This is a genomic window from Longispora fulva (assembly GCF_015751905.1).
Classification (GTDB): domain Bacteria; phylum Actinomycetota; class Actinomycetes; order Mycobacteriales; family Micromonosporaceae; genus Longispora; species Longispora fulva.
The window spans coordinates 3,819,025-3,843,231 of sequence record NZ_JADOUF010000001.1 but is presented as its reverse complement, the minus strand read 5'-3'; the positions used below and the strand labels follow the sequence as shown (position 1 = coordinate 3,843,231).

Genomic DNA, 24,207 nt, shown 5'->3' with positions numbered 1-24,207 from the left:
GAGGAGCCCGACCCGGCACGCGCCGGCGACTCGTGGCCGGACGGCCGGCAGCTCCCCGGCGGGAACCCTGTCTATGGCCAGGGCCACGTGCCCGGTGCCGTGTAGCCGCCGGCCGAGGAGAACGCCGCCGCGAGGGTGTCGCGGTCCGCCCCCGCCGCGAGCGCCGCGCACAGCAGCAGCCGGGCGCGCACCGGGTCGACGAACCCGGCCGGGACCAGGCCCCGGGCGAGCAGGTCGCGTTCGGAGCCGGGGAACGCGTAGGTGTCCGTGAGCACCGGGCCGGCCCCGGTCCGCGACGCGAGGACCACCGGGATCCGGCCGCCGATCTCGTGCAGCCGTGCCACCAGCGCCTCGGGCACGTGCCCGACCCCCATGCCGGCGACGACGAGCCCGTCGAGCCGGTCCTCGACGCCGTGCAGCAGCTCGCCCCGGTCCCCGAGGGTCGCGGTGACCACGCAGACCCGGGCCCCGGGCGGCCCGGCCGGCCGGGGCACGACGAACCGGCCGCGCGGCTGGTTCAGCACGCACGGCCGGCCGGCGACCAGGTGGCCGAGCGGCCCGCCGTTCGGGGACGTGAACGCGCCCACGCTGGTGGAGTGGGTCTTGCGGACCCGGCGGGCGGCGTGGATCTCGTCGGCGAGGACGACCACGACACCCAGGTCGCGCACCTCCGGGGACGCCGCGGCCCGGATCGCGGCGAGCAGGTTGGCCGGCCCGTCGTGCCCGGCGACGGTCGGGTTGCGCATCGCGCCGGTGACCACGACCGGCCGGGGCCCCCGGTGCCACAGGTCGAGCAGGTACGCGGTCTCCTCGACCGTGTCGGTGCCCTGGGCGACCACCACGCCGTCCGCCCCGTCGGCGAGGGCCGCGTCGACCGCCACGGACAGGGCGTGCACGTCGGCGAAGCCCAGCGACGCGCCGGGCAGCCGGCGGAAGTCCACGACATCCACGGCGATCCCGGATTCGGCCAGGCCGGGCACCGCGGCGAGGAGCTGCGCCGGGGACAGGGCCGGGGCGATGCCGCCGCCCTCGACCGGGGCCATGGCGATCGTGCCGCCGAGGCCGAACAGGACGACCCGGGGAGCGCTGCGCTGTTCGATCATGGACCGAGCCTAGGGCGCGGCCCGCCGACGCGGGAGTCCCGTATCCGGATGACGGGGTTGATCTGGGGGCTCCGCCCCGGCGCGCACCGGGGCGGAGCCGGATGGTCAGGCCGCCATGGTCCGCAGCTCCTCGGCCCGCAGCGTGGCCCGGAGCCGGGCCAGGGTCTGGGTCAGCAGTCGGGACACGTGCATCTGGGACACCCCGAGCCGTTCGGCGATCTGTGACTGGGTCAGCTCCTCGGCGAACCGCATCGCCAGCATCCGCCGCTCCCGCACCGGCAGCGTCTCCCACAGCGGGGCGAGGAGGGCCCGGGCCTCCACGACGTCGTACCCCGGATCGGTGTCGCCGAGCAGGTCGGCGATCCCGCCGCCGGTTCCCGCCGCGTCCACGGGCGCGTCCAGCGACGCCGGCGTGTACGCTCCGGCGCACCGCAGCCCGTCGCGGATCTCGGCCTCCCCGACCTTCAGGTGCGCGGCGAGGTCGGCGACCGTGGGCGTCCGGCGGAGGGTGTGGGTCAGCTCGCCGGTGGCATGCTTGATCCGCAGGTGGATCTCCTGGGTGGAACGCGGCACCCGCACCGTCCAGCCCTTGTCCCGGAAGTGCCGCTTGACCTCGCCGAGGATCGTCGGGGTCGCGTAGCTGGTGAAGTCGTTGCCGTTGTCCACGTCGAAGCCGTCGACGGCCTTGACCAGGGCGAGCCGGGCGACCTGGACGAGGTCGTCGAGGTGCTCGCCCCGGTTGGCGAACCGCCGGGCCAGTCGGGCGGCGAGCGGCAGCGCCGTCTCGATCACATCGGCCCGCAGCCGGTTCCTGGCCGGCCCAGTGGGCATTGTCGCCAGTGTGGCGAGCGGGACCCGGAGGGTGTCGTTGAGCGACTCGCGCCCGTCGAACAGCGGCACGACGGCGGCGAGAGTGCCGATCACGGGCCGGACGGCGGTACGGACAGGCAGGGTGATGACGGACATGGTTGACCAGACCTCCAGCGGCGGAAGACACCGCAGATGCGCGCACTCGTGGCGCGGAATGGGGAGAGCGCCAGCGGGCCCGTTGCTCGAGCACCGCGGAAACGGCAGAGCCGTCGAAGGGACGGAAAGCGCGCGGAGCCTGGTCTAGACCCCGGCGGAACACCGTCGCGTGGAGTACACACTATCGGCCGAACGGAGGATAAGAAAGCCCCCACACGATGTCGGGCGGTGACCGAGCGCACAGGGCGACCGGTCGAACCGGCCGGGACCCGGTAGCCCGGCGACTAGGGTGGAGGTCATGGCAGACCTGCTCGCCGCGTGGATCGAGGGGTACGTCGCGGCCTGGGAGTCCAACCGGCCCGACGACATCGGCGCGCTGTTCACCGACGATGCCCGCTACCACACGGAGCCGTTCGCCGAACCGTGGCGGGGCCGCGAGGAGATCGTCCGACAGTGGCTCGCGCACGCCGACGCGCCCGGCGACGCCACCTTCCGCTGGGAGCCGGTGGCCGTCGGCGGGCCGGTGTCGGTGATCACGGGCCGCACGGTGTACCGGGAGCCGCCGCGCGAGTACCACAATCTGTGGTTGATCCGGCTCGACGACCAGGGCCGGTGCGCGGAGTTCACCGAGTGGTACATGCGCCGGCCCTGAACCAGCGTGCGACCGCCCACCGGTAATACAGTGGTGCGCGACAGACCACTGGGGAGGGACGCGATGGGCAAGGTTCTCGTGCACGCCACGCTGTCGCTGGACGGTTTCATGGCCGGCCCGGGCGTGAGCCCCGAGCAACCGATGGGCGTCGGCGGGATGCCGCTGCACGAGTGGATGTTCCGTCGCCCCGCACACGAGGTCGACGCCGCCGTCGTCGGCGAGGTGTTCGCCGACACCGGGGCGGTCGTGCTGGGCAGGCGCACGTTCGACGTGGGCGTCGAGGCCTGGGAGGACACGCCTTACCCGGTGCCGAGTTTCGTCCTCACCCACGAGGCCCGCCCGGACCTGCCGATGCGCAGCGCGGCGTTCGCGTTCGTGACCGGCGGCGTCGACGAGGCGCTGCGCCGGGCCCGGGCCGCGGCCGGGGACCGGGACGTCACCCTGATGGGCGGGGACGTGTCCCGGCAGTTCCTGCTCGCCGGGCTCGTGGACGAGATCCACGTCCAGCTCGTGCCGGTGCTGCTCGGGGCGGGGGTCCGGCTGTTCGACGGGCTGGCCGGGGTGCGCGTCGAGCTGGAGCGCACCCGGATCCTGGAGTCCCCGCAGGTCACCCACCTGAGGTATGCGGTGCTTCAGGCCCCCAAGGGCTTGCGGTAGCGGGGTCGGCGGGCCACCACCCGGTAGCCGACGCTCTCATACAGGCCGACGCTGTCGTTCTCGTTCTCCAGCACGGTGTACAGGGCCGCGCTGGTCACCCCGCGCGCGGCGAGCAGGTCCAGACTGCGGTGCATCAGCGCCCGGGCCAGGCCGCGCCGCCGCCAACGCGGCAGGACGGCCACCCACGGAGTCTCGCCGGTGCCGTCGGCCCCGATCGTGTTGACCACGACGCCGGCGAGTTCGTCCCCGTCCCAGGCCGCCAGCCACAGGCCCAGGTCGGACTGCTCCTCGGCCACCTCGTCGAGGTACTCCTCGAACGTGCGCGCCACGTGCCCGTTGGAGGAGTCCGCGAAGCACTCCTCGATCGCCCCGTGCAGCACCGGATGCTGGTCGGCGGTGACCGGACGCAGTGCGAGGCCGGCCGGCAGCGCGACGTCGTGCCGACCGGTGGCGGCCTCCATGTGCACCTTCGTGAACGCGAGCCGGAAACCGGCACGGAGCAACAGCGCCCGCACCGTCGGCTGGGACTCGTCGGCGTTACCGCCCAGCACCGGCCGCCGCGCGCCCTCGACGGCGGCGACCTCCGCGGCCCGGGCCTCCTGCCAGGCGAGCAGCCGCCGGCCGACGCCCCGGCCCCGGCTGTCGGGGGCCACCGCACCCGTCACCAGGTAGAGCCGGGTGCCGTCGGCCTCCGACCACCAGGTCATCCACGTGTACCCGACGACCCGGCCGTCGATCTCCGCCAGCACACAATGGGGCAGGTTGTCCGTGGGGTCCCCGTCACCGGGGCCCGGCAGCGACACGTCGCCCTCGACGGCGGTGACGGCGGCCCGCACCGCCTCGACGGCGGCTAGGTCCTCGGGATGGCGGTACGGGCGCAGGGCCAGGTCCACGGTGCTCCTCCACGGTCGGTGACCGCAGGCTAGCCACGAGCCGGGGCGCGGCGGTACCGGTTTACCGCCGACCGGCGATGGGGCTATCCGTGGGTCGCCGGTCGCGCCGGGTGCGCCACGTCTCGGGCGGTGCTGGCGTCCTCGACCTCCAGCAGGCTCGTCTCGTGCCGCTCGGCCTCGTGCGCCGCCGCGCCGCCGCGCAGCCCGAACAACCGCTTGCTGAGCAGGATGTACAGCACCGCGGCGATGTTGACGACCAGCGCGCCGATCCGCACCCAGGTGACCCGCTCGGCGAGCTCGTAGATCTCGATCGGGATGAACAGGGAGGTGGCGACCACCGCGAAATACTCACCCCAGCGCTTCAGGAGCCACAGGCCCACGCCCTCGATGAGCTGCAGGGAGCCGTAGAGCACCAGGCCGGCGGCGATCCACAGCAGCGTCGTGCCGCCGAACGCGAACACCTTCTCGATGGTGTGCACGATCGAGGAGTCCTTCAGCCCCCAGTGGAACTTCTCCGCGAGTGGCTCGAGCAGGGGCAGATTCTCGTGGTACGCCCGCTGCAGCGCGTCCCGGTCCGCCCGGAACCGCCACACCCCGTACGCCCCCGCGAGGACCAGGAGGCCCTTGAGGAACCTCTCCACGGCGAGCAGCCGCAGCACCACGGCGTCGCGCAGCGCCCGGCCGCGCATCACGATCGGGGCGTCCTCGGCCGGCCCGGAGCGGCGCGGCCCGCCCGGCACGAAGTCACCGCACCGCAGGCACCGCCACGCCTCGCCGACGGGCGTCTCGACGTGCAGCCGGGCGCGCAGCTCGGGCTCGTCGGGGGCATAGGTCTCGTGGCCCTTACGGCCACAGGAGCGCAGGTTCCAGTCCACGGGAACAAGTGTGCCCTGTCCGCGCCAGCACCCCACCCGCCGACCCGGCGCGCCGGCCCACGCCGGGCCGGAACTGCCACGCCGACGCCGACCCGCCGCCCGCCCGTCAGCTCAGAACGGCTCCACCAGCCACGGCGTCACCGGCGGGAACAGCGCCCGCAACCGGTCGGCGACCGGGGCCGGCAGCGTCGGCGCGAAGCGCCGCACCGGCAGCTCCGCCGGGTCGAGCACGCCGTAGACCAGCGCGGACAGCCCGTGCCCGGTCAGCACCGCCTCGGGTTCGGCGTCGGACGCCGCCACGGCCAGGGTGCCCCCGTCGGAGCGCAGCCGCCAGGTACCCCCGGTCAAGGGGTCGTCCACGGCCACCGTGACCTCGCCGGTCCCCACGTCGATCCCGGCGAGCCCCGGAACCGACAGCACCCGGGCCATCGGGGCGAACACGTCGGTCGGGGTGGACCGGACGGCGGCGGTCACGGCGATGTCGGTCGACCACAGCTCGGGCCGGTCGGCCGGGTGCGGGGTGAGGGTCACCGTGTCGATCTGGTCGACGTGCCGGGCGGCGAAGCCGAGCAGGAGAGCCCGGGCGTGCGGGTCGACGGCGAGCAGTGGGCCGCCGGCCAGTTCCCCGTGATGCCCCGTGATCTTGTAGACGAGCGCGCCGACCACCTCGCCGGCCACCCGGGCGACGGCCGCCCACGACTCGTTGGCTTCGCGGACCCACGCCGCGTTGCCGGCCGGCCGCATCGCCACCCCGTGGGTGGTCCGCTGTAGCCGGGTGTGCAGGTCGCGCACGTCGTCGTACGCGTCGGCGACCGGGTGCCAGGTGACCTCGCCCGGCAGGTCGGCGCGCAGCAGCGGGGTCAGGCTCGCCGGGTCGATGGTGACCCGGGCCGGCTCGGGGAGGCTGACGTAGCCGAACCGCTCGTAGAACGAGGTGCGGAACGGGTACAGCGCGCTGACGGCGAAGCCCTCCGCCACGGCGTCGGCGAGGTGCCGGTCCACCAGGGCGCGCACATGGCCGCCCCGGCGGGCGTCGGGCGCTGCGGCCACCCCGGCGACGCCGGCCATCGCCAGCACCCGGCCCCGGACGTTCTGGGTCATCGGGATCCGGGTGGCGCAGGCCAGCGCCCGTTCGCCGTCGAAGGCGGCCAGCACGGCGTTCTCGTGGTGGTAGCGCGGATCGAAGGGGAACCCGGGACCGGGGCTGGCCGTGAACGCGTACTGCTGGAGCGGCAGCGACACGGCCGGCCGCTCCTCGGGGGACACCGACCTGATGATCATGGGGTCCAGCCTAGACCCGCCCGCCGGAAACGGTGTGACGCGGAAGACTGTGGTCCGGGCCCCGTCGCGGGGACAGATCGTGCATCCTGATTCACTGCGTCCCGCAGATCCCGAAGAGGAAGAGGCACATGAGCACCGAGTACGCCGTCCCGGCGCGCGTTCCCAGTCCCGTGCGACCGGCCGAGCCGGCGAACGGTCTGGTCCGCTGGCTGCTCCGCAACCGGGTGCACCCGGTCGGACCGGAGTCCGGCGAGGCGCACACCCCGCCCCAGGCGTGGTGGAAGGTGATGTGCCTGACGGGGGTGGACTACTTCTCGACCCTGTCCTACCTGCCCGGCATCGCCGCGCTCGCCGCCGGCGCGCTGTCCCCGCTCGCGACGCTGCTGATCGTGGCGCTGACCCTGCTGGGCATGCTGCCGATGTACCGCAGGGTGGCCCAGGAGAGCCCGCACGGCCAGGGTTCGGTGGCGATGCTGGAGAACCTGCTGCCGTTCTGGCGGGGCAAGGTGTTCGTCCTCGTGCTGCTCGGCTTCGTCGCGACCTCGTGGATCATCACGATCACGCTGTCCTCGGCGGACGCGTCCGTGCACATGCTGGAAAATCCCTATCTGCCGGGCTTCCTGCACGGGCACGCCGTGCTGATCACGGTCGTGTTGCTCCTGATCCTCGGCGGGGTGTTCCTGCTCGGCTTCAACGAGGCCGTCGCGGTCGCCATCCCGCTCGTCGGGGTGTACCTGCTGCTCAACGCCGCCGTCGCCGTCGCCGGTGTGGTCGAGATGATCGGGCATCCGCACACGTTCTCCGCGTGGACCGACGCGCTCACCGCCGGCCGGGGCGGGTTCGGTGGCCTGATCGGGCCGGCCGTGATCGCGTTCCCGCTGCTCGTGCTGGGCCTGTCGGGCTTCGAGACCGGGGTGAGCATGATGCCGCTGGTCGCCGCCGACGGGAAGACCCCGGAGCAGCGGAGCGCGTCGCGGATCCGCAACACCCGCAAGCTGCTGACGGTCGCCGCCCTGATCATGAGCGTGTACCTGATCGTGACGAGCTTCCTCACCACGGTCCTGATCCCGGCCGACGAGTTCAAGGAGGGCGGCAAGGCCAGCGGTCGCGCCCTGGCCTACCTGGCGCACGAGCTGCTCGGCAATGCCTTCGGCACGATCTACGACATCAGCAGCATCCTGATCCTGTGGTTCGCCGGCGCCTCGGCGATGGCCGGCCTGATCAACATCGTGCCCCGTTACCTGCCCGCGTACGGCATGGCGCCGGAGTGGGGGCGCGCCGTCCGCCCGGTCGTGATCGTCTACACGCTGATCAGCGTCGGGATCACCATCGCGTTCGGCGCGGACGTCAACGCGCAGGCCGGGGCGTACGCGACCGGCATCCTGGCCATGATGGTGTCCGGGGCCGTGGCCGTCACGATCAGCGCGGCGCGGCGCAGGCGGCACGTGGCCACGGCCGGCTTCGGCGTCCTGACCCTGGTGCTGCTGTACGCGCTGGTCGCCAACGTGATCGAGAAGCCCGACGGCATCGCGATCTCCGCGGTGTTCATCGTCGGCATCATCCTGGTCTCGCTGATCTCCCGGGTGTCGCGGACCACGGAGCTGCGCGCCGACCGGATCGAGTTCGACGACGCCGCCCGGGGGTTCGTCACCGACTCGATCGCGTTCGACGGGGCGCTGAACCTGATCGCGAACCGGCGGCAGACGGGCGACCACGCGGAGTACTCGGAGAAGGAGCTCTCGCAGCGCGGCATGAACCCGGTGCCCGGCAACGCCGACGTGATGTTCCTGGAGATCGACATCTCCGACCCGTCGGAGTTCAGCGACGTGCTCGCCGTGGAGGGCGTCGAGGTCGACGGGTACCGGATCCTCCGCGCCCGCAGCGCCGCCGCCCCGAACGCGATCGCCGCGATCCTCCTCGCCCTGCGCGACGCGACCGGGGTCCGGCCGCACTGCTACTTCGAGTGGGCGGAGGGCAACCCGCTCGGCCACCTGTTCCGGTACCTGATCCTGGGCCGGGGCGACACCGCGCCGGTGGTGCGGGAGATCATCCGCTCGGTGGAGCCGGTGCCGGAGCGCCGCCCGGGCATCCACGTCGGCGGCTGACTCCGACCGGCCCGGCGGCGACCCCGCCGGGCCGGTTCACCCGGTCGCCCGGCCGTAGCGGCCCGCGAGTTCGCGCAGGTGGGCCACCAGTTCCGGTGGCCCGTCCACCTCGAAGTCCACACCCAGCATGCCGAGGTAGACGCCGAGCGTCTCCACAGCGTCGGCCCCCGTGTCCAGCACGCACGTGTCCGCGTCGACCTCCTCCACGGTCCCGACGGCCGCCGTGATCCGCTCGGCAACCACCGCGGCGGGGGCCCGCACGAGCACCCGGGCCCGGTACCGCCACGCGGCCGCCGACACCCGGCGCGACACGTAGGCGGCCACGTCGGCGTCCGGCAGCTCGCGGGGCGCGAAGCGCGGCCCGGTCGGGATCCGCGGGGTGAGCCGGTCCACCCGGAACGTCCGCCAGTCGGCGCGCTCGGTGTCCCACGCGACGAGATACCAGCGCCGCCCCCAGTTGACCAGCCGGTACGGCTCCACGGTCCGCACGGTGGACGCGCCGGAGTGGTCGCGGTAGTCGAACCGGAGCCGCTCGTGGTCCCGGCACAGCGCCGCGAGCGTGCCGAGCACCTCGGAGTCCACCGTGGGGCTGGTGCCGCCGTCGGGCACCCGCACCGTGTACGCCGCCACGGCGTTCACCCGCCGCCGCAGCCGGGACGGCAGCACCTGTTCGAGCTTGGCGAGGGCCCGCAGCGACGCCTCCTCGATCCCGGCGATGGACCCGCCGGCCGCCGTGCGCAGCCCCAGGGTGACTGCGACCGCCTCCTCGTCGTCGAGCAGCAGGGGTGGCAGCGCCGCGCCTGCTCCGAGCCGGTACCCGCCGACCGCGCCCCGGGTGGCGTGCACCGGATAGCCGAGCGTGCGCAGGCGTTCCACGTCGTTGCGCACGGTCCGGGTGCTGACCGCGAGTTTGTCGGCCAGCTCGGAGCCGGTCCAGTCCCGGGTCGTCTGCAGCAGCGAGAGCAGGCGCAGCAGCCGCGCCGAGGTTTCCAACATGTCCACCAGTCTGCCCGCGAACTAGGAACGAAGTCTTCCTGATAGCGGGCACACCTCGGCGACCTTTCCGCCCCACGGATTGATAGTCAGGTTTCCTGTCAGATCCCTTGACTCCCGGGTACGCGGGGGCCGACGCTGCCATCGACACCCCTCACCCGCGCACGGAGGCCCCCATGAAGCGCGCACCCTGGCTCATCCTGCTGGCCCTGCTGGCCAGCCTGCTCATCGGCACGCCGGCGCACGCCGCCACGACGCAGCAGACCTTCCTCACCTTCTACGGCTGGTGGGACAACACCCCGCCCGGCGGGGACATCTCCTACCCGCAGATCCACGACACGGCCGGCGGCAAGGGCAGCTACGCCGACCCGATCACGTTCGCGACGTCCACCTCGGAGCTCGCGGCCGGCACCCGGGTCTGGGTGCCCAGGGTCCGCAAGTACTTCATCATGGAGGACTCCTGCCAGGAGTGCTCGGCGGACTGGAGCGGCCACGGCCCCAACGGCGGCCCGAACCTGCGGCACATCGACCTGTGGCTCGGCGGCAAGGGCGGCAACGCCATGAACGCCATCGACTGCGAGGACGCGCTCACCCACTACAACGCCGACAACACGCCCACGATGGAGCCGGTGGTGGTCAACCCGGGCGCCGACGAGCCCTACGACGCGACGCCGATCTTCAACACCTCCACCGGCGCGTGCTACGGCGGGGCGCAGCCGAACACGTCGGTCGGGCAGTACAAGAACGTGTCGACGGGCATGTGCATGGACGCGCCGTCGAACGCCTTCAAGACCGCGCCGTGCACCGGGGGAGCCACCCAGCAGTTCACCTTCCACGGCGCGTTCATGCAGATCCGTGACCTGTGCGCGGCCAACTCCAGCAACAAGATCGTGCTGGCGACGTGCACCGGCGGACCCACCCAGCAGTGGTCGGTCAATCCGAACCTCACGATCTCGGACATGCAGACCGGGGCCAAGTGCTTCCGGGAGTCGGGCGGCACCGTGACCGCCGGCAGCTGTTCCGGTAGCGCCAGCCAGTGGGTGTTCACCCGCTCCGGCCCGGCCACCAACGACTTCGCCCTCGCCCTGAACCCGACGGCGGGCACGGTGACTGCCGGCGGCTCGACGACCTCGACCGTGTCCACCTCGGTGGTGTCCGGGACGGCGGAGACCGTGACCCTGTCGGCCACCGCCCCGGCCGGGGCGACCGTGACCTTCAGCCCCGCGTCGGTCCCGGCCGGCGGGACGTCGACGATGACCGTGGCCACCACCGCCTCGGCCACCTCCGGCACCGTCACGGTGACCGGCACGTCCGCGTCGGCCAGCCACGCGACCGGCTACGCGCTGACGGTCGCCGGCACCGGCGGCACCCCGGTGCTGCTGTCGCAGGGCAGGCCGGCGACGGCGTCCTCGGTGGAGTCCTCGAGCTTCCCGGCGGGCGCGGCGTTCGACGGCGCTCTCAGCGGGGCCCGGTGGGCGAGCAAGGAGGGCGTCGACCCGCAGTGGCTGCGCGTCGACCTGGGGGCCACCGCGTCGATCAGCCGGGTGAAACTGAGCTGGGAGGCGGCGTACGGCAAGGCGTACACCATCCAGACCTCACCCGACGGCAGCACCTGGACCACGGTGTTCTCCACGACCACCGGCAACGGCGGCACCGACGACCTGACCGGCCTGACGGGTGCCGGCCGCTACGTCCGGGTCAACGGCACGGCCCGGGGCACGGCCTACGGCTACTCCCTCTACGAGATGCAGGTCTACGGCACCACCGGCTGACCGGTCGGGGCCCCGGGCGGCGAAGCCGCCCGGGGCCCCGGCGTGCGCCGTCCTGCCCCGGATCGCCGATGGATGCCGGGGCAGGTGTCGCCGTAGCCGTCTGAGGTTCTGGATCTTTCAGCCGGTGGTTGTGCGCCGCTCGTCGGGGACGCAGTGGGTCATCACCAGGCCGGTGACGTCGCGCGGCGGGTTCTTGCCCAGGTTGGCCAGGCGCTCGCGTTCCTCGTCGGACAGGTTCTGGGTGGCCAGCGGCGGGAGCCCCGCGACGTCCTGCGGGGTGACGCCCAGGCCGTCGCCGACCCGGGTGCCCAGGTCGTTCTCGACCATCAGGAAGTGCCAGACCATGCGTTCCTGGATCTCCCGGTCGCACTGGCCGAGGAGGGCGACCAGGTTGAGCACCAGGTCGTCGCGTTCCCAGTCCTGCATCAGCAGGTAGCGCTGGCCGGCCTGCTGGTAGTCGTTCGTCCGGGGGATCCGGGCCCGGGTGAGGCGGCCGCGCAGCTCGGGGCCCTGCTCGTCGGCCGTCGGGTAGGCGGCCTGCCGCAGGCCGCCCGTGATCGACGGCTCGTAGTTGACGTGCGGGTTGGCGCCGGTGCCGTCCACGTGGTGCGCCATGAATCCGTCGCGCTGGTTGGTGCGCACGTCGGCGTGCTTGGCGTTGTTCACCGGCAGCTGCTGGTAGTTCGGGCCCACCCGGTAGCGCTGGGTGTCGCTGTAGGAGAACGTGCGGCCGACCAGCATCTTGTCGTCGGAGAAGTCCAACCCGTCGACGAGTACGCCGGTGCCGAACGCGATCTGCTCGTTCTCGGCGAACACGTTGTCCACGGTGCGGTCCAGCACCATCCGGCCGACCGGGCGGGGCGGGAAGAGGTTCTCCGGCCACGTCTTCGTGTCGTCCAGCGGGTCGAAGTCCAGCTCCGGGTGCTCCTCGTCGCTCATCACCTGGACCCGCAGCTCCCACTCGGGGAAGTCGCCGCGCTCGATCGCCTCCCACAGGTCGCGCGAGGCGTGCCCGAGGTCGTCGGCCTGCACCGCGGCGGCGTCCTCGGCGGTCATGCTGGACACCCCGACCTTCGGGATCCAGTGGTACTTGACCAGCACCGTCTCGTTTCTCGCGTTGACCCACTTGTACGTGTTGACCCCGAAGCCCTGCATGTGCCGGTAGTCGGCGGGGATGCCGCGCGGGCTGAACAGGTTGACGAGCATGTGCATGCTCTCCGGGGTCTGGGACATGAAGTCGAAGATCCGGTTGGGCTCCTGGCGGAACGTCAGCGGGTCGGGCTTCAGCGAGTGGATCACGTCGGGGAACTTGATCGCGTCCCGGATGAAGAACACGCCCAGGTTGTTGCCGACCAGGTCCCAGTTGCCGTCCTCGGTGTAGAACTTCACGGCGAAGCCGCGCGGGTCGCGCGCCGCCTCCGAGGAGTCCCGGCCGCCGATCACGGTGGAGAACCGGATCGCCAGGTCGGTGCGTTGGCCCTTCTTCTGGAAGAGCTTCGCCCGGGTCAGGTTCGCGACCGGTTCATCCCCGATCGTGCCGTACGCCTCGAAGTAGCCGTATGCGACGAAGCCCCGGGCGTGCACCACGCGCTCCGGGATGCGTTCTCGGTCGAAGTGGGCGATCTTCTCGAGGAACTGGTAGTTCTCCAGCGTGGCCGGGCCGCGGGCCCCGACGGTGCGCTGGTTCTGGTTGTCGTGGATGGGGTGACCCTGCCGGTTGGTGAGTACCGGACGCTCGTCGTCAGTCATGATCGTCTGCTGTCCTTCCCACTGGTATCTACCGACCTATCGTGTTGCCTTACCCATCCGTATTCCCCCTAATCACGAAAAAACATGCCCGACGGTGATCCACATCGTGAACGCCGCCAGGAAGTCGCCCCGGGCCACCGACGCGTCGACCGTGTCGTGGAACGCCGTGACCAGCCGCTCCGGCAGCATCCCCGCCAGCGGGGTGGCGAACCGCCGGTTCACCAGCGGCAGCACCGACGCGGCGCTGTCGGCCTCCGTGAACCGCAGCGTCACCGGCAGCGTGTCGACGTCGCGCAGCCCGGCGCGGACCATCCGGCCCCGCAGCGACCGGCCCATCCGGGCGTTGCGCCACAGGCCGGTACCGGCGATCGTCGTGACCAGCTCGTCCACCACCGCCTCGTCGACCCCGTCGAACAGCAACGAGGCCCAGTCGGTGTCGATCACGCACACCGTCCCGCCGGGGCGGGTCACCCGGGCCAGCTCCCGGATCGCCGCGTCGGGGTCGTCGAGGTGTTGCAGCACCCGCTCGGAGCGCACCCCGTCGAAGTGCCCGTCGGGGAAGTCCAGGGCCGTGATGTCGCCGACCACGTAGTCGACCGGGTCGCCGTCGTGCCGGGCGGCGGCGGCCGCGACGTACTCCTTCGAGAAGTCCAGGGCGGTGACCGCGCCCGCCGGGCCGACGAGGCGGCGCAGCAGCCGGGCGACCTCGCCGGCGCCGCAGCCGGCGTCGAGGAGGCGCTGGCCCGCTGCCGGGGCGAGGGCTTCGAGGGCGTCCGCGCGGACCCGCTGGATCTCCGGGTGGGCCGCGGCGGCGTCGAGGTAGTCGAGCATGCCCTTGCGGACGTCCTCGGGGCTCTCGTCGACGTGGGCGAAGGGCCTGGTTGGTTCGGTCATGCCCTGAGTGTCCCGCATGTGCGGGAACCGGCCGGCCGGTTCGGCGGTTGGCCAGGGCGCCGGGTCAGCGGCGCTTCGCCGCGATGAACGCCCGCAGCTTCCGCAGCGGCCACGCGTTGACCACGTCCTCCGCGGTGAGCCACCCCCTCTGGGCCGTCCCGATCCCGTACCGGAGATTGTCCAGGTGGGTCACGGCGTGCGCGTCGGTGTCCACCGCGAACCGCACACCGGCCCGCTTCGCCCGCAGGATCAGCTCGTCGGGCAGATCGAGCCGCTCGGGGAAGCAGTTCACCTCCATCGCGGTACCGGTCCGGGCCGCGGCCGCGAACACGTCGTCCCAGTCCGGCTCGATCCCCTGCCGCCGCCCCAGCAGCCGGGTACTGGGATGCCCGATCACGTTCACATAGGGGTTCTCGCACGCCCGCACCAACCGCCGGGTCAACTCCTCCGCCGACTGCTGGAAGTGCGAGTGCACGGACGCGACGCACACGTCGAACCCGGCGAGGAACTCCGGCCCCCAGTCCACGTCCCCGTCGGGCCCGATGTTGAGCTCCGTGCCGTGCAGCAGGGTCATCTTCCGGCCCTCGCCGAGCGCCCGGAGCTTGGCCCGCTGGGCGAGCATCTTCTCGTCGGTCATCCGCTGCATCGGCATGTCCTTCGCGTGGTCGGTGACCGCGAAGTACGCGTAGCCCCGGGCCCGGGCCGCCGCGACCATCTCGGTGAGGGACGCCACCCCGTCGGTGAGGTCCGTGTGGCTGTGCAACTCGCCCCGGATGTCGGCGGCCGTGACGAGGTCCGGCAGCTCCCCGGCCAGCGCCGCCTCGACCTCGCCCCGGTCCTCGCGCAGCGGCGGCGGGATCCAGGGCAGGCCGAGGGCGGCGTACACGTCCTCCTCGGTCTCCGACGCGACCAGTGAACCGTCCTCGACCCGGAACAGCCCGTACTCCGACAGCTTCAGCCCCGCGCGCACCGCCATCCCCCGGGTGCGGATGTTGTGCCCCTGGCTGCCGGTGAAGTACTGCAGCGCCGCGCCCCAGGACTCCGGCCTCACCACCCGTAGGTCGATCTGCAGCCCGGTCGTGGTGCGGATCGACGTCTTGGTCGGCCCGTGGGCGATCACCTCCCCGACCAGCGGCAACGCCACGAACGCCGCCATCAGCGGGCCGGAGTCCTCGGCGACGGCGAGCAGGTCGACGTCCCCGACCGTCTCGCGCATCCGGCGCAGCGACCCCGCGTAGGCACACCGGACGCAGCCGGGCACGGCCGACAACGCCGCCACGACCTCCTCGGCCACGGTGGTCGCGACGTCGACAGTGGTCCGGCCCGAGTCGTGGGCGAGCAGGTCCATGCCGTGCAGGATGTTCTCCACCGTCTTGTCGCCGAAGCCGCGCCGGCCGGCGAGCCTGCCCTCGTCGATGGCGGCGCGCAGCTCGGCGAGGGAGGTGACGCCGAGGTCCTCGTACACCTGGCGGGCCTTCTTCGGGCCCAGGCCGGGGATCCTGGTCAGCTCGCGCACCCCGGCGGGGATCTGTTCGCGGGCCCTCTCCAGGGCGGGCAAGGTGCCGGTGCGTAGGAACTCGCTGATCTTGTCCGCGATCGAGGAGCCGACCTGCGGGATCTGCCGCAGTTGCGCGCCGTCGAGGGTCGAGACGTCTTTCGGGTACCCGCTGACCGAGCGCGCGGCCTTCTCGTACGCCCGCGCCTTGAACGCCTCGCCGTCGGTGATGGACAGCAGGTCGGCGTACTCGCGCAGCACCGCGGCGACGGCCTCGTTCGACCGAGCCATACGCCCAGCATAGGGCCCCGGGACGGCTCGGGACGCCGGACGCGGTCCTCTCATCCGAGGGTCCGGCCCCGCAGGCTGGCGGCCGTGCCGGCGGCGGTGACCGCGACCAGCCCGGCCAGCACCAGGAACGACGCGGAGATCCCCACCCGGTCGGACACGGCGGCGACCAGCACGGTCACCCCGGCGCTGAGCCCCAACCCGGCGGCGTTGGTCGCCCCGAACACCCGCCCGGCATGGCTCTCCGGCACGGCCGTGAGCAGCAGGCTCCGGGTCGCCACCCGGGCCAGCCCGACGAGCGCCCCGGCGAACGGGATGCCGAGCAGCAGCACCGCCACGTGCAGGTGCTCCACGGCGACGAGCGCGCAGCAGCCGAGAATCCCGACCACGGCGATCGGCAGGTGCCCGCGCCACGCGACGCGGGGGTACAGCGCCGCGGCGGTCACGAACCCGATCCCGGCCAGCGCGTCGACCAGGCCGTAGACGCCGGCTCCCCGGTGGAAGCCCCGGTAGACGAGCACGACGAGCAGGGTGTTGCTGACCATGGTGAGGACGGTGCAGGTGGCGTACAGCAGGCCGACCCGGAGCAGGGGCACGCCGGTCACCGCGGCTCGCGGCGCGGACACCGCCGCCGCCCGGACCGGGGCCGGGGCCCGGCCGATCAGCCACATCCCGGCCGCCGACAGCAGGAACGTCGCCCCGTTGACCACGAACAGCGGGGCCGTCCCGACCAGCTGGATGGTGAACCCGCCGACCGCCGCCGCCAGCAGGTTGCCGGCCTGCGTCGCGATCTCGAAGTGCGCGCTGAACCGGCCGACCCGTTCCGGCGCGATCCGCTCCTTGATCAGGGCGTTGCTGGCCGGCATGAACAGCGCGGAGATCACGGCGAGAACGAACGTGACCAGGTACGCCGCCCTCGTCGCCTCCCCGCCGAGCAGCAGCCAGGCCGGCAACGCGAGGGCGGCGAGCGCGCTGGTCAGGTCGGCCACCAGGCACAACGTCCGCCGGTCGAGCCGGTCGGCGACCCGGCCGAAGAACAGCGACAGCAGCGCGGGCGGGACAGAGGCCGCGATGAACAGCCAGCCCACCGACACCGTGCTGTGCCCGGTGGTGAAGATCAGGACGGCCGCCGCGACGAGCTGGATGCCGTTGCCCAGGCTGGTCACGAACGTGGCGGGCAGCAGCAGGCGCTCGGCCCGGGTGGCCGGGACGGTCGGGCGGGGTGCCGGGGGAGCGGTGATCGTCATGCGCCCACTGTGCCGTGGGACCACTGCCATCTTTTGTCAGTGGGTCCTCCACCGCCCCGAATCACACCCGTCACACCTGTACCACCAAATCTGGGTTTCTATCAGTGGCCGGTGTCCGATTTACGCATCAACGTGGGTCTTGCCCCAGATCTCTCTGTGTCCCTAGCATGATGACAGCCGGTAGCGCAGGGGATGCCGGTGATATTGGGGGACATTCCTGGCCTAATCCGGCCGTCCATTCGAAAGAGATCGGTGGTGCGTCGTGACGTCGTTGATGGGGTCCGGAACGGGTGTAGAGGCCGAGCAGCGCCAGCAGAGTCTGGCGACGGCCGCCGCGCGCAACCTGGCGACCACCACCAAGTCCGTGCCGCAGATGCAGGAGATCACCTCGCGGTGGCTGCTGCGCGTCCTGCCCTGGGTGCAGGTCGCGGGCGGGGCCTACCGGGTCAACCGCCGCCTGACCTACGCCGTCGGCGACGGTCGGGTCACCTTCGTCAGCACCGGCTCGACCGTCACGGTCGTCCCGCAGGAGCTCGGCGAGCTGGCCCTGCTGCGCGGCTTCGAGGACCCCGACGTGCTCGGCGCGCTCGCCGGCAGGTTCACCCAGCAGGAGTACGAGCCCGGCGACGTCATCGTCGAGTTCGGCCACGTCGCAGACCAGGTGTTCCTCATCGCGCACGGGAAGGTCAACCGGATCGGCGCCGGGGAGTACGGCAGCCAGGTCGTCCTCGGCATGCAGGCGGACGGCGACTACTTCGGCGACGAGTCGCTCGTCGAGGACCAGGGCATCTGGGAGTACACCGTCAAGGCAGCCACCAGGTGCACCGTTCTGGCCCTGTCCCGGGCGGCCTTCGAGGACGTCGCCGCCCAGTCGCCGGCGCTGCGCGCCCAGGTCGAGGAGTACCTGGAGAGCGCGTCGCAGCCGCAGAACAAGCACGGCGAGGCGGCGATCGCAATGTCGGCCGGCCACTCCGGCGAGGCCGTGCTCCCCGGCACGTTCGTCGACTACGAACTGGCCCCCCGCGAGTACGAGCTGAGCGTCGCGCAGACCGTGCTCAAGGTACACAGCCGGGTCGCAGACCTCTACAACGAGCCGATGAACCAGATCGAACAGCAGCTCCGGCTGACCGTCGAGGCCCTGCGCGAACGCCAGGAGCACGAGATGATCAACAACCGGGAGTTCGGCCTGCTGCACAACGCCGACCTCAAGCAGCGCCTGCACACCCGCACCGGCGCCCCGACCCCCGACGACCTCGACGAGCTGCTCAGCCGGCGGCGCAACACCCAGTTCATGTTGGCGCACCCGAGCGCGATCGCGGCGTTCGGCCGGGAGTGCACCGCGCGCGGCATCTATCCCACCAACGTGCCGCTGTTCGACACCATGGTGCCGGCGTGGCGCGGGGTCCCGCTGCTGCCGTGCAACAAGATCCCGGTCAGCGACACCAAGACGACCTCGATCATCGCGATGCGGACCGGCGAGTCCAACCAGGGCGTCATCGGCCTGCACCAGACCGGTCTGCCGGACGAGTTCGAGCCGAGCCTGTCGGTGCGGTTCATGGGCATCAGCGAGCAGGCGATCATCTCGTACCTGGTCACCGCCTACTATTCCGTGGCCGTCCTCGTGCCCGACGCCCTGGGCATCCTGGAGAACGTCGAGATCGGCCGGGGCCGTGCCTAGGGAGGGGGTCGCGGTGCCGGCGCGGTTCGCCGGCACCCGTCCCCCGGATCGCGATACACGCCCCGGTCCCCGTGGGAGACTCCGCGGACAACGAAATCTGCTCAGGGAGGTCGCTGCCCGATGACCACTGTGGATGAGAGGACCGCCGGGCGTTCCGCCCCCGAGGTGCTGAGCTGGAGCCGCGACACCGTGGGCCCCGCGCTGCGGGCCGCGGTCGACGGGCTGCCGCCCTCGATGGGACGGATCGCCGGGTACCACTTCGGATGGTGCGACGAGTACGGCGAGCCCGACACGGCGGCCGCCGGCAAGGCGATCCGCCCGGCGCTGGTGCTCCTGATGGCCGAGGCCGTCGGTGGCGGCCCGGCCACGGCGCTCCCGGCGGCGGTGGCCGTCGAGCTGGTGCACAACTTCTCCCTGCTGCACGACGACGTCATGGACCGCGACGTCACCCGCCGGCACCGGGCCACCGCGTGGACGGTGTTCGGGGCCGGGCCGGCGATCCTGGCCGGGGACGCGCTGCTCACATGCGCCTTCGACGTGCTCGCCGCCAGCGGGCACGACGCGGCCCAGCCGGCGCTGCGGATGCTCAGCGCCGCAGTGCAGAACCTGGTCGAGGGCCAGTTCGCCGACCTGGCCTTCGAGCAGCGCGCCGACGTGGAGGTGGCCGAGTGCCTCCGGATGGCCGAGGGCAAGACGGCGGCTCTGCTCGGAGCCTCGTGTGCCCTCGGCGCGCTGTTCGGCGGGGGCCGGCCGGAGCAGGTCGAGCACCTCGGGGCGTTCGGGCAGCACCTCGGGCTGGCGTTCCAGTTCGTGGACGACCTGCTCGGGATCTGGGGCGACCCGGCGGTCACCGGCAAGCCCGTCTACTCCGACCTGCAGAACCGGAAGAAGTCCCTGCCGGTGGTGGCGGCGCTGTCCTCCGGTACCGAGGAGGGCCGCCAGCTCGCGGACCTCTACGAGCGCGAGGACCCGCTGTCGACTGCGGAGCTGGCCAGGGCGGCGGACCTGATCGACGGGGCCGGCGCGCGGACCTGGAGCCAGAACCAGGCCCACGACCTGCTCGGCCGGGCCCTGGAGCGGCTGGCCGCCGCCGGGCCGACGGAACGGGTCGCGGCCGAGTTGGGCGGCCTCGCCCGGTTGGTCACCCGGCGGGACCACTGAGCGGACCGGGGCCCGGCCCACCCGAGTCGGGCCTGTCCGATGGACCGGTACGGGACGCGGTGGACGCACCTCACATCGCCCACCGACCTCCCGCCGCGCCGCCGCCTGGCAGGATCGGGTCCATGAGCGCACATTTCGACGTCGTGGTCCTGGGCGCGGGGCCGGGCGGGTACACCGCAGCGGTCCGCGCCACCCAGCTCGGCCTGTCCGTGGCTGTCGTGGAGGAGAAGTACTGGGGCGGTGTCTGCCTGAACGTCGGCTGCATCCCGTCCAAGGCACTGCTCCGCAACGCCGAGCTGGCCCAGATCTTCACCCACGAGGCGGAGAAGTTCGGCATCACGGTCGAGGGCAAGGTGAACATCGACTACGGTGCCGCCTACACCCGCAGCCGGCAGGTCGCCGACGGCCGGGTCAAGGGCATCCACTACCTGATGAAGAAGAACAAGATCACGCAGTACGACGGCCGGGGCACCTTCACCGACGACCACACCCTGCAGGTCGCCATGTCCGCGGGCGGCACCGAGACGGTCACCTTCGGGCACTGTGTCATCGCGGCCGGCGCGACCACCCGCCTCCTGCCGGGCACCTCGCTCAGCGAGCGCGTCGTCACCTACGAGGAGCAGATCCTCTCGTCCGACCTGCCCGGCAGCATCGTGATCGCCGGGGCCGGCGCGATCGGCGTCGAGTTCGCCTACGTGCTGCGCTCCTACGGCGTCGACGTCACGATCGTGGAGTTCCTGGACCGGCTCGTACCGCTCGAGGACGTCGAGGTGTCCGCCGAGCTGGCCAAGCGCTACCGCAAGCTCGGCATCACGGTGCACACCTCGACCCGGGTCGAGTCGATCGACGACTCCGGCGCCAAGGTCCGGGTGACCGTGTCCAGGGACGGCGTCTCGCAGGTACTCGAGGCGGACAAGGTGCTCCAGGCGATCGGCTTCGCACCCCGGGTCACCGGGTACGGCCTGGAGACCACCGGGGTCGCGCTGACCGAGCGCGGCGCGATCGACGTCGACGGCCGGGGCCGGACCAACGTGCCGCACATCTTCGCCATCGGCGACGTCACGGCCAAGCTGATGCTCGCGCACGCCGCCGAGGCGATGGCCATGGTCGCCGTGGAGACCATCGCGAACGCGGAGACCATGGAGATCGACTTCGTGATGGTCCCCCGGGCCACGTACTGCCAGCCGCAGATCGCCAGCTTCGGCTGGACCGAGGCGCAGGCCCGCGAGAAGGGGTTCGACGTCCAGGTGGCGAAGTTCCCGTTCACCGCGAACGCCAAGGCGCACGGCCTCGGCGAGGCGGTCGGGTTCGTGAAGCTCATCTCGGACGGAAAATACGGCGAGCTGCTCGGCGCGCACCTGATCGGGCCCGAGGTGACGGAGCTGCTGCCGGAGCTGACCCTGGCGCAGCAGTGGGACCTCACGGTGCACGAGCTGGGGCGCAACATCCACGCGCACCCGACGCTGGGCGAGGCGGTCAAGGAGGCCATCCACGGTCTCGCGGGGCACATGATCAATATGTGAGTGGGGTGGGGCGGCACGGTGCTGTCGCACCGTGCCGCCGCGCCGTAGCCGTTCGGTCGCACCACGCGGTCCCGGCATGTCTCGCTCAGCCACCTTTTCGAGCTCGGTGGCGTCGGGTCCGGTTCAGCCGTCGGCCAGTGCCCGGTCGAGGATCGCCCGACTGGTGGGGAGCATCGCGGGCAGGTCGTCGAGGGGGAACCAGGTCGGGGTGCCCGTCGAGCCGTCGAGTTCGTCGCGGAGCCCGCCGCCGGTGACCGTGACGGCGTAGGTCAGGTAGACGTTGTGCCAGTCCACGGAGAGACCGGGGAAGTCGAGCTGACGGTGCTCGGCGCCCGCGTGCAGCAGCCGGTCCACCCGCACGGTGTAGCCGGTCTCCTCGGCGAGTTCGCGGGTCACCGATTCCTCGGGGTGTTCGCCGTGCTCGACGCCTCCGCCGGGGAGCATCCACAGGCCGGTCTCGCCGATGACGTCTGTCCGGGCGATCCGGGTCAGCAGCACCCGGCTGTCCTGGATCGCGACGCCGTAGGCGGCCACTCGTTGTTCCTTGTCCATGCGAGTGATCTTGTCGGAAAGCAGGGTGCACGTCAGCCCGGTTTCGTCGCCGGATCCGCGTACTCGTCCCGGGTGGGCGACGATCGCGGTATCCGCGAACTCCGGCGCCGGCCGTCACCGACATCCGGGGAAGGTCCACGCGGGCCACGGCACCAGCCGTCAGCGGCTTCCCGGACGCGGAACAGTGAACCGCTAGGACCTCACGTACGACACCACGGGCACCCAGGTGACCGAGTCGAAGGCGGTGCCCAGGTTCTGGTTCACGTGGAAGTACAACACCTCACCCTGGGCGACCTTCGTGGTGATCACCGGCGGAACGAAGAACGTCCCCGGGCTCAGCGGCTGATAGCCCGACGCCGGCCAGAGCGCGGAACCACTCTTCATGATCTTGATTTTGACGCCGTCGGCGTTGACCCCGCCGCCGACCGTCACGCCGTTCATCCCCACCGTGATCCGCACGGTACCGGCGCGGGGCGCGACCCAGGCCCGTACCGCGTCCTTCTGCCCGTCCGGATGCTGCACCGTGGAGGTGATCGACAGGTTGGGTGACGATCCGTTCCACCGGTGCTGGGCGCCGTCCCAGGTCATCGCGACGTAGGTCGTGCCGTTGTGTTCGAGGTACCGCCAGTCGTTGCCACCCTGCTGGGCGGTGAAGGCGGTGCTCGCGTTCGCGGCGGGGCGGTCGAACCCCGCGCGGTGCAGGGTGACCCTCTGCCGGTACAGCCAACGCCACTCCTGCGGGTACTGGCTGTTGACGACGTTCGCCATCTTGCCGCGGTACCCGTAGTACACGTAGAAGGACTGGCCGACGACGCCGTTGTCGGTACCGTCGGCGTTCACGATCGTCTCGTAGGGCGACAGCGAGTCCTTCGCCGGGTTGTCGCTCTTCTGCGTCCACGACGGCACCTCGAAGCTCGTCCCGTCGTCGGAGAAGGTCAGGTAGGTGCCCTTCCCCGCGCCGCCGCTGTAGCCGGCCAGCAGGTACTTTCCCAGGTAGGTGCTGTAGGCGGCGTCGCCATGCGTCATGTAGTAGTCCACGGCGTCCTGCGGTATGACCGTGGTCGCCCGCCCGGCGGGGCCGGCCAGGTCGCCGAGTGCCTTCTGCTCCCAGCCGCCGTCGTGGAACTTGCGCCACGGGGTCACGGTGCCCCGTTCGGCCGCCGCGAGGACGTCGGCCACCGGGGCGCGCGCGACGGCCGGGCGCGGGTCGCCGTAGTAGGCGTAGAAGTAGCCGTCGCGCACCACGTACGGCACGCCGCCGATGTTGCCGTCGAACGGCGCCGTGTCATCCCGGACGGTCGTGGAGATCGTCTTGCCGAGCTTCTGGAACGTGGCGCCGCCATCGGTCGAGTACGCCAACCCGGCGGCCCACCACCCTGTCGTACTGAGGGTGGTGGCGTTCTCGATGTGGCAGAAGGCCAGCAGGCGGCCCGTCGGGGTCCGGTAGATATTCTCGATCCACCAGTCGCCGTCGAGGTTGCGCGGATTGGTGAACCGGCTGGTGAGCCCGGTGCCGGCCGGTCGTTCCAGCGTGCCGCGGAACTTCTGGACCGCGTCGGAGTTGGAGTGGTAGAAGTCGATGTTCGTACCGTCGGACACCGTCGACAGGCTGGCGTCGAGCGCGACGCCGATCCCGGCCCGGTCGAAGTCGGCCGGGTCCATCACCAGCTCGGCCTCGTCGAGCGTGAACTTCGGCTGGTAGTCGTAGCTGATCCGCGGGTCCCAGGAGGTGGTGTCCGACGCGGTGGTCGCGGACCGGTTGAGGTGGAAGTACACGACGTCGCCGACCTCGACGTGCGCCTGCACGATGTGCTGGGCGGTGAAGTTCGGCCGGATGACCTGGTAGTCCGCCGAGGGCCAGATCTTGGCGACCGTGCCGCCGTGCCGCTGCCGGATGACGGTGCGCACCCCGTCGCCGGCCCGGTTGCCGTCGCCGTGGTGGTCCATGGTGCCGCGGATGACCACGTCACCCGTGCGGGGGGCCTTCCAGGCCACGACCGCGTCGTTGACGTCCGGATGCATCCAGTCGCGGGCGATCAGGCAGTGTTCGCAGGCGCCCCGCCATGCGTTCTGCGCCGGATCCCAGGTCATGTCGGTGTATGTCGTGCCGTCCCACTGCTGGTAGGACCACACTCCGCCCTGGACGGTGGAGAAGCCGGTCGAGAACTGGTAGTCGTCGGCCAGCCCCGGTCCGGTGGCCGGCGGGGGCGGTGGGGAGCACTGCGTCGTCACTCCGGAAGCCATGACGAAACACCACAATACCGCCGTTACCCAGCTGCGCATGCCTCCGCCTTGCCCCCTTGATGTCGGGTCAGACTACCTA

The 24,207-nt window shown here is 71.8% G+C and carries 19 protein-coding genes; 7 read left to right on the top strand and 12 right to left on the bottom strand.

Annotation, left to right across the window (positions count from 1 at the left end; all coding sequences use genetic code 11):
* Nucleotides 1–71 precede the first annotated feature (71 nt).
* Both IW245_RS16965 and IW245_RS16960 read right to left on the bottom strand, forming a co-directional pair.
* Nucleotides 72–1,103, bottom strand: a complete 1,032-nt coding sequence (locus tag IW245_RS16965; RefSeq protein ID WP_197004144.1) for an asparaginase — start codon at nt 1,101–1,103, stop codon at nt 72–74.
* Nucleotides 1,104–1,208: 105 nt separating this feature from the next.
* On the bottom strand, nt 1,209–2,069 hold the full coding sequence (locus IW245_RS16960) for a SigB/SigF/SigG family RNA polymerase sigma factor (RefSeq protein ID WP_197004143.1): 861 nt from the start codon (nt 2,067–2,069) through the stop codon (nt 1,209–1,211).
* Between the two features lie 298 nt (nt 2,070–2,367).
* Here IW245_RS16960 and IW245_RS16955 point away from each other — a divergent pair, with 298 nt between their 5' ends.
* Nucleotides 2,368–2,721 carry a nuclear transport factor 2 family protein gene (locus IW245_RS16955; RefSeq protein WP_197004142.1) on the top strand — a complete coding sequence of 118 codons (354 nt, stop codon included), beginning with the start codon at nt 2,368–2,370 and terminating at the stop codon, nt 2,719–2,721.
* Between the two features lie 63 nt (nt 2,722–2,784).
* Nucleotides 2,785–3,378: a dihydrofolate reductase family protein gene (locus IW245_RS16950; protein WP_197004141.1), complete on the top strand. Its 594-nt coding sequence runs from the start codon at nt 2,785–2,787 to the stop codon at nt 3,376–3,378.
* Here the strand turns inward: IW245_RS16950 and IW245_RS16945 are convergent.
* The 3 genes from IW245_RS16945 to IW245_RS16935 form a co-directional block, all read right to left on the bottom strand.
* Complete coding sequence (locus IW245_RS16945; protein ID WP_197004140.1) at nt 3,354–4,271, bottom strand: GNAT family N-acetyltransferase; 918 nt, start codon at nt 4,269–4,271, stop codon at nt 3,354–3,356. The two genes, IW245_RS16950 and IW245_RS16945, sit on opposite strands and share 25 nt — an antisense overlap.
* A gap of 83 nt (nt 4,272–4,354) precedes the next feature.
* Nucleotides 4,355–5,146 (bottom strand): DUF2127 domain-containing protein, encoded by a 792-nt coding sequence (locus tag IW245_RS16940; RefSeq protein WP_197004139.1) that lies wholly within the window; start codon nt 5,144–5,146, stop codon nt 4,355–4,357.
* 111 nt (nt 5,147–5,257) lie between these two features.
* Nucleotides 5,258–6,427, bottom strand: coding sequence for a GNAT family N-acetyltransferase (locus IW245_RS16935; RefSeq protein ID WP_197004138.1), 1,170 nt, complete (start codon nt 6,425–6,427; stop codon nt 5,258–5,260).
* Nucleotides 6,428–6,555: 128 nt separating this feature from the next.
* On the opposite strand from IW245_RS16935, the gene IW245_RS16930 reads away from it, so the two are divergent.
* Entirely contained in the window at nt 6,556–8,532 is a 1,977-nt protein-coding gene (locus IW245_RS16930; RefSeq protein WP_197004137.1) for an APC family permease, read from the top strand.
* A gap of 36 nt (nt 8,533–8,568) precedes the next feature.
* On the opposite strand, the gene IW245_RS16925 is transcribed toward IW245_RS16930, so the two are convergent.
* A complete protein-coding gene (locus IW245_RS16925) occupies nt 8,569–9,528 on the bottom strand; it encodes a helix-turn-helix transcriptional regulator (RefSeq protein WP_197004136.1) in 960 nt (319 codons plus the stop codon).
* Nucleotides 9,529–9,701: 173 nt separating this feature from the next.
* Between IW245_RS16925 and IW245_RS16920 the strand changes: the two genes are divergently transcribed.
* Nucleotides 9,702–11,297 carry a discoidin domain-containing protein gene (locus tag IW245_RS16920; RefSeq protein WP_197004135.1) on the top strand — a complete coding sequence of 532 codons (1,596 nt, stop codon included), beginning with the start codon at nt 9,702–9,704 and terminating at the stop codon, nt 11,295–11,297.
* Nucleotides 11,298–11,414: 117 nt separating this feature from the next.
* Here the strand turns inward: IW245_RS16920 and IW245_RS16915 are convergent, their stop codons facing one another.
* The 4 genes from IW245_RS16915 to IW245_RS16900 form a co-directional block, all read right to left on the bottom strand.
* Nucleotides 11,415–13,046: a catalase gene (locus IW245_RS16915; protein ID WP_197004134.1), complete on the bottom strand. Its 1,632-nt coding sequence runs from the start codon at nt 13,044–13,046 to the stop codon at nt 11,415–11,417.
* Nucleotides 13,047–13,118: 72 nt separating this feature from the next.
* Complete coding sequence (locus IW245_RS16910) at nt 13,119–13,940, bottom strand: methyltransferase domain-containing protein (protein ID WP_231398835.1); 822 nt, start codon at nt 13,938–13,940, stop codon at nt 13,119–13,121.
* 64 nt (nt 13,941–14,004) lie between these two features.
* Complete coding sequence (polX, locus tag IW245_RS16905) at nt 14,005–15,726, bottom strand: DNA polymerase/3'-5' exonuclease PolX (RefSeq protein ID WP_197004132.1); 1,722 nt, start codon at nt 15,724–15,726, stop codon at nt 14,005–14,007.
* A gap of 50 nt (nt 15,727–15,776) precedes the next feature.
* A complete protein-coding gene (locus IW245_RS16900; RefSeq protein ID WP_197004131.1) occupies nt 15,777–16,970 on the bottom strand; it encodes an MFS transporter in 1,194 nt (397 codons plus the stop codon).
* A 274-nt stretch (nt 16,971–17,244) separates the two neighbouring features.
* On the opposite strand from IW245_RS16900, the gene IW245_RS16895 reads away from it, so the two are divergent.
* From IW245_RS16895 to lpdA, 3 genes are all read left to right on the top strand, one after another.
* Entirely contained in the window at nt 17,245–18,648 is a 1,404-nt protein-coding gene (locus tag IW245_RS16895) for a family 2B encapsulin nanocompartment shell protein (protein WP_197008549.1), read from the top strand.
* Between the two features lie 120 nt (nt 18,649–18,768).
* The gene (locus IW245_RS16890) at nt 18,769–19,809 is read left to right on the top strand and encodes a family 2 encapsulin nanocompartment cargo protein polyprenyl transferase (RefSeq protein ID WP_197004130.1); all 1,041 of its coding nucleotides are present in this window, start codon (nt 18,769–18,771) and stop codon (nt 19,807–19,809) included.
* A 122-nt stretch (nt 19,810–19,931) separates the two neighbouring features.
* Nucleotides 19,932–21,332 carry a dihydrolipoyl dehydrogenase gene (lpdA, locus tag IW245_RS16885; RefSeq protein ID WP_197004129.1) on the top strand — a complete coding sequence of 467 codons (1,401 nt, stop codon included), beginning with the start codon at nt 19,932–19,934 and terminating at the stop codon, nt 21,330–21,332.
* Nucleotides 21,333–21,455: 123 nt separating this feature from the next.
* On the opposite strand, the gene IW245_RS16880 is transcribed toward lpdA, so the two are convergent.
* The gene (locus tag IW245_RS16880; RefSeq protein ID WP_197004128.1) at nt 21,456–21,884 is read right to left on the bottom strand and encodes an NUDIX hydrolase; all 429 of its coding nucleotides are present in this window, start codon (nt 21,882–21,884) and stop codon (nt 21,456–21,458) included.
* Nucleotides 21,885–22,076: 192 nt separating this feature from the next.
* Nucleotides 22,077–24,128, bottom strand: a complete 2,052-nt coding sequence (locus IW245_RS16875; protein ID WP_197004127.1) for a glycoside hydrolase family 183 protein — start codon at nt 24,126–24,128, stop codon at nt 22,077–22,079.
* Nucleotides 24,129–24,207 lie beyond the last annotated feature (79 nt).

Bases quoted from the DNA above. Each gene is read 5' to 3' on its own strand.
- IW245_RS16965 (WP_197004144.1), bottom strand. From the start codon at position 1,103: ATGATCGAACAGCGCAGCGCTCCCCGGGTCGTCCTGTTCGGCCTCGGC.
- IW245_RS16960 (WP_197004143.1), bottom strand. From the start codon at position 2,069: ATGTCCGTCATCACCCTGCCTGTCCGTACCGCCGTCCGGCCCGTGATC.
- IW245_RS16955 (WP_197004142.1), top strand. From the start codon at position 2,368: ATGGCAGACCTGCTCGCCGCGTGGATCGAGGGGTACGTCGCGGCCTGG.
- IW245_RS16950 (WP_197004141.1), top strand. From the start codon at position 2,785: ATGGGCAAGGTTCTCGTGCACGCCACGCTGTCGCTGGACGGTTTCATG.
- IW245_RS16935 (WP_197004138.1), bottom strand. From the start codon at position 6,427: ATGATCATCAGGTCGGTGTCCCCCGAGGAGCGGCCGGCCGTGTCGCTG.
- IW245_RS16930 (WP_197004137.1), top strand. From the start codon at position 6,556: ATGAGCACCGAGTACGCCGTCCCGGCGCGCGTTCCCAGTCCCGTGCGA.
- IW245_RS16925 (WP_197004136.1), bottom strand. From the start codon at position 9,528: ATGTTGGAAACCTCGGCGCGGCTGCTGCGCCTGCTCTCGCTGCTGCAG.
- IW245_RS16920 (WP_197004135.1), top strand. From the start codon at position 9,702: ATGAAGCGCGCACCCTGGCTCATCCTGCTGGCCCTGCTGGCCAGCCTG.
- IW245_RS16915 (WP_197004134.1), bottom strand. From the start codon at position 13,046: ATGACTGACGACGAGCGTCCGGTACTCACCAACCGGCAGGGTCACCCC.
- IW245_RS16910 (WP_231398835.1), bottom strand. From the start codon at position 13,940: ATGACCGAACCAACCAGGCCCTTCGCCCACGTCGACGAGAGCCCCGAG.
- polX (WP_197004132.1), bottom strand. From the start codon at position 15,726: ATGGCTCGGTCGAACGAGGCCGTCGCCGCGGTGCTGCGCGAGTACGCC.
- IW245_RS16900 (WP_197004131.1), bottom strand. From the start codon at position 16,970: ATGACGATCACCGCTCCCCCGGCACCCCGCCCGACCGTCCCGGCCACC.
- IW245_RS16895 (WP_197008549.1), top strand. From the start codon at position 17,245: ATGGGGTCCGGAACGGGTGTAGAGGCCGAGCAGCGCCAGCAGAGTCTG.
- IW245_RS16890 (WP_197004130.1), top strand. From the start codon at position 18,769: ATGACCACTGTGGATGAGAGGACCGCCGGGCGTTCCGCCCCCGAGGTG.
- lpdA (WP_197004129.1), top strand. From the start codon at position 19,932: ATGAGCGCACATTTCGACGTCGTGGTCCTGGGCGCGGGGCCGGGCGGG.
- IW245_RS16880 (WP_197004128.1), bottom strand. From the start codon at position 21,884: ATGGACAAGGAACAACGAGTGGCCGCCTACGGCGTCGCGATCCAGGAC.
- IW245_RS16875 (WP_197004127.1), bottom strand. From the start codon at position 24,128: ATGGCTTCCGGAGTGACGACGCAGTGCTCCCCACCGCCCCCGCCGGCC.